The organism is Staphylococcus sp. HMSC072B07, from assembly GCF_001815505.1.
Classification (GTDB): domain Bacteria; phylum Bacillota; class Bacilli; order Staphylococcales; family Staphylococcaceae; genus Staphylococcus; species Staphylococcus simulans.
The window spans coordinates 23,671-32,392 of the sequence record NZ_KV820954.1 but is presented as its reverse complement, the minus strand read 5'-3'; the positions used below and the strand labels follow the sequence as shown (position 1 = coordinate 32,392).

Genomic DNA, 8,722 nt, shown 5'->3' with positions numbered 1-8,722 from the left:
GTTTTTGCTCACCAGTCCTATTTGACAGAGAGCCGGTTTTATTTATATTAGTAAATTTATGATGAGTGATGTTGTTGATGTTTTTTCATTTCTTTAGGCATTGAATGACCACAACCTTTGTTGATGTCGCAAGCTGCGCATTTGCCTTGTTTTGATTTTTTGAAGAAGCGGACGATTGTAAAGGCCGCATATCCAAATATCAATAAAAAGATGACAAGATTAATGAGTAGTGTCATAAATAATTCCTCCTAGAAAAAGAGTTGGCTAGATTGGTAGAACACAAATGCTAGGAGATAGGCAATCGCAATCGGATAAAGCGTTGCGATAATCGTCCATTTCCAAGACACTGTTTCTTTTCTGATGGCTGCGACAGTGGACAAACATGGAATGTACAATAAGATAAATAACATAAACGCATACGCTGATGCGGGTGTGAAATGACTCGCAATCATATTTGTTAAACCTTGGCTGTCTACGGCGTAAATAATCGCCATTGCGCTGACAACGACTTCTTTAGCTAAGAAGCCAGGGATTAATGTAGCACCGGCTTGCCATGAACTGAATCCTAATGGAATCAATAATGGCGCAATCGCTGCACCGATTAAGTGTAAGAAACTATGGTCAACATCAACGCCAAAGCCAGTTGGACCTGCATAGTTTAATAACCAAATAACGACTGATCCACCGAAGATAAATGTACCTGCTTTTTTCACAAAGCCTTTTGCTTTTTCCCATGTACTACGCCAAAGTGTTTTTGCTGATGGTAAACGATAAGGTGGTAATTCAATCATAAAAACTGAGTTTTCCTTTTTCAAAATTGTTTTTGTCATCACAAAGCTGACAATTAATGCGACGACAATACCAATCACGTATAAACTTAACACGATGAGTGCTTGGTGTGTTTGGAAGAAAACACCTACAAATAATGCGTATACAGGTAAACGCGCTGAACATGACATGAATGGTGTAATTAAAATCGTCGTTAAACGCTCTTTCTCTTGTTCAATAGAACGCGTTGCCATGACACCTGGTACATTACAACCAAAGCCGATAATCATTGGGATAAATGATTTACCATTAAGACCTAAGCCTTCCATGACTTTATCCATAATCAAGGCAATACGTGCCATATAACCTGAATCCTCTAATACTGAAATAAAGAAGAATAGAATTAAGATTTGCGGTACGAAAACTAAGACAGCACCGACACCTGCGATAATCCCATCTGTAATCAAATCTTTCATGAATGGGAAGAGTCCAATCGCATCCATTCCTTGGTTGACCCAATCTGTAAAGGTACCGCCGATAAATTCATCTAATTTATCTGACAGCGGGGTACCGATCCATGAGAAGGTCGCTTGGAAAATCAGCCACATGATACCTAAAAAGATAGGGATACCTAAAATCTTATTTGTTAAAATTTTGTCGATACGGTCAGTCAAATATTGTTTTTTCTTATCTTGATGCGTAATGACATCTTCAATAAGTGTGTCGATAAACTCAGTACGTGAACGACGCATACTATCCACGATTGAAATATCTAATTGTTCAGCAAGATGATTACGGATTTGACGTAAATCTTCATGATGATGTGCACTGATATAGTGTTCAATGGCTGGATTGCCCAGTAAATATTGAACAGCGATAAAACGATGGCGTTTCTCAGGCAATTCTAAATGATGTTTTAAATAATGTTGTATTTCAGATAAGGCGTGTTCAACTTTATGCTCGTATGGAATTTTCACTGGTTGTGATGTAGATAAAGTTTCTTCTTTCAAGAGTTCTAAGATGCTATCGATACCTTGGCCGCTTCTCGCCACAATCGGCAAGATCGGCAACTTCAAACGACGCATCAATAAATTACGATTGATTTGGATGCCGCGTTTCTCTGCGACATCGCCCATATTTAAACAAAGTAATAAAGGTGCCCCGAATTCCATCAATTGTGTCGTTAATAATAAATTACGTTTTAATTGTACTGCGTCGACAATATTGATGATTTTTGAAAACTCATCGTGCAGTAAATAATCTGTCACGACTGTTTCATCTTTCGAAATCGGTAATAAGTCATAAATACCAGGTAAATCGACCAGATCTCCTTGCTTATCTGATAAAATACCGACTTTCTTTTCAACGGTCACACCGCTCCAGTTGCCGACATATTCATATGAACCTGTCAGGGCATTGAACAGTGTGGTTTTGCCGACATTCGGATTGCCGACAATACAATAGGTATTAGACATGCGCTTGCTCCAATGTGATTTTACATGCATCACAATGTCTGATGCCGATACATTGTCCGTCCATTTCTAATGTGCATGGACCTTTCATAAAGAATTTCTGACGTACTTTAATTTTGCTTCCGACTGTAAAACCAAGTGCGCTTAAGCGATGTGCTAGCATTGTATTATCGAAGTTCATGTTGATGATTTTATAAGTTAAACCTTTTTTGGCGTTTGCTGCGTCTACCATACGGGACACCTCTCTCGTTTATTACTAATTGATAACTATTATCATTGATATTTTACACTAAAAAGAAGATGACTACAATATAAAGTTTAAAAGTTATTTCGAACATTATTTGAACAGTGTTACATTTTTTGTTTGTTTCAAACAAACTGAGTATGTGTATGAACCTTTACAAAATTTTGAAAATGGATTGTCAAGCCTATTGCCTTTTAAGTTTGTTGTATATTATAATCAATCTTGTTAACAAACATTTTGTCATCATAATAATGATAGAAATGATTTTTTGTTTTAGGCACAAATTTTAGTGCGATTATTTATTCCTCATCTTAGAACATCTCCAACTCGCAACGAAAAAGCTAGGCTGTTTATGTAAGAATAGACAATTGCTTAAACTTCATGACCACGCATGTAGACATGCGTTATTTTCAAATGATGCATTTTTTTATTCCATTAACCTAAAATTAATTTAACACTTGATCATGCACGCTTATGCATATCTTAGATGTTTTTGTGACTTCAATGTTTAATGCATTTAATGTTAAGCAAGTATGAAGCTATTTTTGCGTTTCTTTAGGTTTATTGTATACTTTGTTGTTTCTGTCGTTAATTGCGATTTAAGAATGTTAATTACATGTAAAACTTATGCAACAATTCAATTAATGTGAATTAATTTATTTTGTTTTCCTTTATAATGGTTATCAAACGGTCGGAATTTGTTGTGTAAGTTAAAATAACTTTAACGTTTCTGACATGTATCATTCAATTTCCGCATTACGGAGGTAACGAAGCAATATGGAAGAAAATAATAGTTTTGATTTTTCAAATGTATGGAGGATAATCAAGCGTTACTTAAAGTGGTTGATTATTTTTCCTATTGCAGGTCTGATTTTAAGCGTGCTGTTAACAGCACTTATAGCACAACCGAAATATGAAGCAACTTCACAAGTATTGATTGAAAAAAGTGATAAAGGCGATTTGACGATGGCTGAGAAATACCAAGCTGATTCTCAAATTGTGGCTACATATACTGATATTGCGAAAAGCCCACGTGTCTTAGGCAAAGTGGCAGAAGAGATTGGAAAAGATGAAGATGCGAAATCCATCACTGAGAAGGTAGAAGTGAACAACCAACCGAATTCTCAAGTATTGAACTTTACCGCAACGGCTAATAGTGAGAAAGATGCGGTGAAAATCGCAGATACTGCTGCTGAAGTACTTAAAGAAGAGGTCAATGCAATATCACCAGATGGCGGTATTGAAATTCTTTCTAAATCCAAAGATGATGTGAAAGAAATTTCATCAAGCATTGCTAAAAATGCATTTATAGGGTTGGTCGCAGGCTTTATTATCGCAGTTATTTTAATCTTAATCCGAGAGTTCTTAAATCAATCAAAAAGTTCTTCAAAACCAAATACACATCAGACACAACATACACAACAACGTAGACGTACAAAACGAGAAGATTTAACACAAGATGACTTTGAACGCTAAGATAAGCGCAAGTCTTGCAGCAAGAATCTGAGAGGAACAGCGGGTTGGGACAGGTAAGCTTCCCAACCTTTTCCATTTCATTTAGAAATAACATAAACATTACACCGAGAGTAAACAGAGATCAATTAATTGAGGTGAAATAAAGTGTCAAAAATTTCCGCAAGACAGCAGCGACTGATATTACTATTGTTTATTGATTCAATCATTGTTGCTTTTTCTGTCTTTTTGAGTTATTTAATTCTTGAACCGTATTTCCGCGGTTATTCTTTATCATTGTTAATTTTATCATCACTGGTATTGCTGTTTTCTCATCACATCTTTGCCAGTGTATTCAACTTATACCACCGGGCGTGGGAATATGCGAGTGTCAATGAAATGATTGTCATAGTTAAAGCGGTCACATGTTCGATGGCCATGACCGTTTTAATCGTACCGTTCTTTACACATGAAGGTCCGTTTTTGAGATTATACTTCATCACATGGATGATGCATGTGTTATTAATCGGAGGTTCTCGTTTATCATGGCGTTTATTTAGAAGAACACTGGTACGTAAAGGCGTTAAACGTAAGAATACATTAGTTATCGGTGCTGGTGAAGGCGGTTCAATGTTGATTAACCAAATGTTGAAACGTCCGACTATGGGCATGGAACCTGTTGTAGTCGTGGATGATGATCCAAAGAAACAAAAGTTGACGATTACAGAAGGGGTTAAAGTTCAAGGTACTATTGAAGATATCCCAGATCTAGTTAATAAATATCGTATTAAAAATATCATTATTGCGATACCAACGTTAACACAACAGCGCTTAAGAGAAATCAATAGTATTTGTGAAAACACACAAGCGACTGTATTGAAAATGCCGAACATTGAAGAAGTTATGTCAGGTAAATTAGAAGTCAGCCAATTAAAGAAAGTGGAAGTTGAAGATTTACTTGGACGTGATCCTGTAGAGTTGGACATGGAAATGATTTCCAAAGAATTAACACATCAAACAATTATGGTTACAGGTGCCGGCGGTTCAATCGGTTCTGAAATTTGTCGACAAGTGTGTCGTTTTGCACCCGCACGTATTATTTTGTTAGGACATGGTGAAAACAGTATTTACTTAATTCACCAAGAACTTCAAAAACAATACGGCGATCAAATTGATATCGTACCGGTTATCGCTGATATTCAAGACCGTTCACGCTTATTTAAAATCGTCAGTCATTACCAACCATATGTGGTTTACCATGCAGCTGCACATAAACATGTGCCGATGATGGAATATAACCCATGTGAAGCGATTAAAAATAACGTAATCGGAACGAAAAATGTGGCTGAAGCAGCGCGAGAAGCGAGAGTATCTAAGTTCGTTATGATTTCTACAGATAAAGCAGTGAATCCGCCGAATGTGATGGGTGCGTCTAAACGTGCCGCTGAAATGATTGTACAAAGTATGAATGAAGAAAACAGTCATACGAACTTTGTGGCAGTAAGATTCGGTAATGTATTAGGTTCACGTGGTTCTGTTATCCCGTTATTCAAGAAACAAATTGAAGCGGGCGGTCCGATTACCGTGACACACCCTGAAATCACACGTTACTTTATGACAATCCCTGAAGCAGCACGTCTGGTATTACAAGCAGGTGCGATTGCGGATGGCGGTGAAGTCTTCGTATTAGATATGGGAGAACCTGTTAAAATCGTAGATCTTGCGAAAAACCTAATTCGCTTAAGCGGTTATAGAGATGGAGACATTGAAATCAAATTCACAGGTCTCAGACCTGGTGAAAAGTTATATGAAGAGTTGCTTGATGAAGACGAAATCCATCCAGAACAAGTTTATGAAAAAATCTACCGCGGTAAAGTAGAAGAAATGAAAAATGAAGATGTCCTACGTATTTTAGATGAGATTATTCATAGTAAGGACTATAAACAAAAATTAATTGATCTTGCGAATCATCGCTACGACATTAACAATAAACCACAAAAAGATGATGAAGGGAACTCTGATATCCCTCCCTTTCGTCTAATCAAATAACACCTCAACTAAGCATCTGATGAAAATCAGGTGCTTTTGTTAAAAGTTGACTATTAAACGATAAAACCCTAATATTATCAGTGATGTAAACGTTACAATTTGTGATGAAATCACAGTTTGAAGATAAAGAGATGAACGTTTTAAATGTGGCTGTTTAAAAGATAAGTCAAGGTATAATCTTGATAATTTCAGACCACCTGATGAAAAAGGAGATATTGTATGACTAAGATTAAAAAAGCAGTAATTCCCGCAGCAGGCCTAGGAACACGTTTCCTACCAGCAACAAAAGCGATGCCGAAAGAAATGTTGCCGATTTTAGATAAGCCGACGATTCAATATATCGTTGAAGAAGCCTATCGCGCAGGAATTGAAGACATTATTATTGTGACAGGTAAACACAAACGTGCCATTGAAGATCACTTTGATAATCAAGTTGAACTTGAAAACAACTTAAGAGAAAAAGGCAAAACAGATTTATTAGAGAAAGTGCAACGCTCTACACACTTAGCCAACGTATTTTATGTCCGTCAGCGTGAACAAAAAGGTTTAGGCCATGCGATTTGGACAGCAAGACAATTCATCGGTAATGAACCGTTCGCTGTGTTACTTGGTGATGATATTGTGGAATCTGATACACCAGCAATTAAACAATTAATGGATGTTTATGATGAAACAGGCAAATCTGTCATCGGTGTACAAACAGTGCCGGAAAAGGAAACACACCGTTATGGTATTGTGAAACCTGAGAAGCAAAATGGGCGTTTGTATGAAGTGGAAAAATTCGTCGAAAAACCAGCGCCAGGGACAGCACCATCAAATCTTGCGATTATGGGGCGTTATGTCTTAACACCTGAAATATTCGATTATTTATCTACGCAAGATAAAGGCAGCGGCGGCGAAATTCAATTAACAGATGCGATTGAACGCTTGAATCATGACGATGAAGTGTTTGCGTATGATTTTGAAGGACATCGTTTTGATGTTGGAGAGAAAATCGGTTTCGTTAAAACGACGATTGCTTATGCATTAAAAGATGATGAAATGAAAGAAGAAATCAAATCATATATCCAATCTTTAGATTTATAAGCCATAATTTAGAACAGAGGATGTTTATTCGCATCTTCTGTTTTTTTCATGCACAAAATAGGAAGTTTCCGTTATAGATTAATAACTTAGGGTATATTAATAATGAATAGGTTAATACTAAACTTTATCAAGAAAGAAGTGAAGTTGTATGTATAATAATATTTTAGTACCGTATGATTTCGGTAATGCGTTCAACAATGTACCAGACCAATTAGAAGCTTTAACAAGAGGAAATGATCAAGCCAAAATCACTGTGTATCATGTGATTTCTGAAACTGAATTAGCAAACTATGTACGTTATCAAAACAAACACTTTGAAGAAGTGACAAAAGAAAAAGAAGTCGACATGAAACCATTTATACAAATCCTTGAAGATAAAGGCATGAACTATGAAATTGTCTTTACAACAGGTAGTCCGACAATTGAAATTTTAGATGAGTTAGAGAAAAATCATTATGATATCGTTGTGATGAGTAACAAACGTTCTCGCATTGAAATTAAACACGTACTAGGCCATGTGACTCATAAAGTCGCAAAACGTTCTAATACGCCAGTATTAATCGTTAAGTAAATCTATAACATGGTCGTTGAATAGATATGACAGTTAGAAACCGCTTCGGCGGTTTCTTTTACATTTCTCCGATAAAAAGGGGTAGAGGTAAGAAAAAGAGGAGGTATTTCCATGGAAATCTTAAAGTATCAAGATTGGAAAGAAGAGCATCAAACATTACATTTAATTGCGCAAATACTAGGTAAATATAAATTAGCGTGTGCTTATCAAGCACCTCAATGGGAACATGTAGTCTTAAATATCACACCTGAAGGCTTTACGACAGGGATGTTGTATTTTGGTGAAAAATATTTCTCAATCAGCGTGAACGTATTAGACGATCAAATCGAAGTGCGTGTGAATGAAGATATGACAACCTTCCCACTACAAGATGGTAAAACAGTTCAAGACTACTACAAACAAATCACAGGAACAGTTAAAGAGTTTGATATTGAAGTCGACATTAATCCAGAACCTCAAGAATTGGCAGATAAAACACCATTTGATGAAGATACAAAACATCACCATTATGACCATGATAAAGCAGTGAAAGCTATCCAACTCTTTCAGTATGCGAATCGTGCATTAGAACGCTTTGTGCACCCTTTACGTGCACGTGTAGAAGGTCCTGGTTTATTCTGGGGAACATTCGATGTATCAACATTAGTGGTGTATAACGAAATGCATGAAACATTCAAACCACGCCAAGTGATTGAATATGGTTGTTTCGATGAACGTTTTGTAGAATTTGGTTTCTGGTTCGGTGATGATAACTTTGAAGGACCTACTTTCTTCGTCTTACCTTATCCATTCGTAGATGCTGACTTTACGTATGAAGGTACATTACCAGAAGGCGCTTATTTCAGTAAACAATTAACAGAATTTGTTTATGAGTTACAACGCGGTGATTTAGATGAATTAGATACGATAGATGAAACATTTAAACGCGGCTTTGAAATCTTTACTGAGCACCAAGGTTGGGAAGACACGTCACATTATACGATCCCATTGAATATGCCGAAGAATAACGTATCAGACCATGAGTGATAGCACATCCATGATAATTCCGTTATAATAAACGCACATATAAATTCTCAACTA

8 protein-coding genes are annotated in these 8,722 nt (G+C 36.5%); 5 read left to right on the top strand and 3 right to left on the bottom strand.

Annotation, left to right across the window (positions count from 1 at the left end):
- Nucleotides 1-56: 56 nt before the first annotated feature.
- The 3 genes from HMPREF3031_RS11765 to HMPREF3031_RS11755 are packed head-to-tail and all read right to left on the bottom strand — an operon-like array spanning nucleotide 57 to nucleotide 2,472.
- Nucleotides 57-236, bottom strand: a complete 180-nt coding sequence (locus tag HMPREF3031_RS11765) for a FeoB-associated Cys-rich membrane protein (RefSeq protein ID WP_002479867.1) — start codon at nucleotides 234-236, stop codon at nucleotides 57-59.
- 12 nt (nucleotides 237-248) lie between these two features.
- Nucleotides 249-2,243: a ferrous iron transport protein B gene (gene feoB / locus HMPREF3031_RS11760; protein WP_002479866.1), complete on the bottom strand. Its 1,995-nt coding sequence runs from the start codon at nucleotides 2,241-2,243 to the stop codon at nucleotides 249-251.
- A complete protein-coding gene (locus tag HMPREF3031_RS11755) occupies nucleotides 2,236-2,472 on the bottom strand; it encodes a FeoA family protein (RefSeq protein ID WP_002479865.1) in 237 nt (78 codons plus the stop codon). The genes feoB and HMPREF3031_RS11755 overlap by 8 nt, the downstream gene beginning before the upstream one ends.
- A gap of 789 nt (nucleotides 2,473-3,261) precedes the next feature.
- Here HMPREF3031_RS11755 and HMPREF3031_RS11750 point away from each other — a divergent pair.
- The 5 genes from HMPREF3031_RS11750 to HMPREF3031_RS11730 all read left to right on the top strand — a co-directional run bounded on the left by HMPREF3031_RS11750 (nucleotide 3,262) and on the right by HMPREF3031_RS11730 (nucleotide 8,668).
- On the top strand, nucleotides 3,262-3,960 hold the full coding sequence (locus HMPREF3031_RS11750; RefSeq protein ID WP_002479864.1) for a YveK family protein: 699 nt from the start codon (nucleotides 3,262-3,264) through the stop codon (nucleotides 3,958-3,960).
- Between the two features lie 144 nt (nucleotides 3,961-4,104).
- Nucleotides 4,105-5,985 (top strand): polysaccharide biosynthesis protein, encoded by a 1,881-nt coding sequence (locus HMPREF3031_RS11745; RefSeq protein ID WP_002479863.1) that lies wholly within the window; start codon nucleotides 4,105-4,107, stop codon nucleotides 5,983-5,985.
- Between the two features lie 219 nt (nucleotides 5,986-6,204).
- Nucleotides 6,205-7,071: a UTP--glucose-1-phosphate uridylyltransferase GalU gene (gene galU / locus HMPREF3031_RS11740; protein ID WP_002479862.1), complete on the top strand. Its 867-nt coding sequence runs from the start codon at nucleotides 6,205-6,207 to the stop codon at nucleotides 7,069-7,071.
- Between the two features lie 148 nt (nucleotides 7,072-7,219).
- Entirely contained in the window at nucleotides 7,220-7,642 is a 423-nt protein-coding gene (locus HMPREF3031_RS11735; protein ID WP_002479861.1) for a universal stress protein, read from the top strand.
- Nucleotides 7,643-7,753: 111 nt separating this feature from the next.
- On the top strand, nucleotides 7,754-8,668 hold the full coding sequence (locus HMPREF3031_RS11730) for a DUF5996 family protein (RefSeq protein ID WP_002479860.1): 915 nt from the start codon (nucleotides 7,754-7,756) through the stop codon (nucleotides 8,666-8,668).
- Nucleotides 8,669-8,722 lie beyond the last annotated feature (54 nt).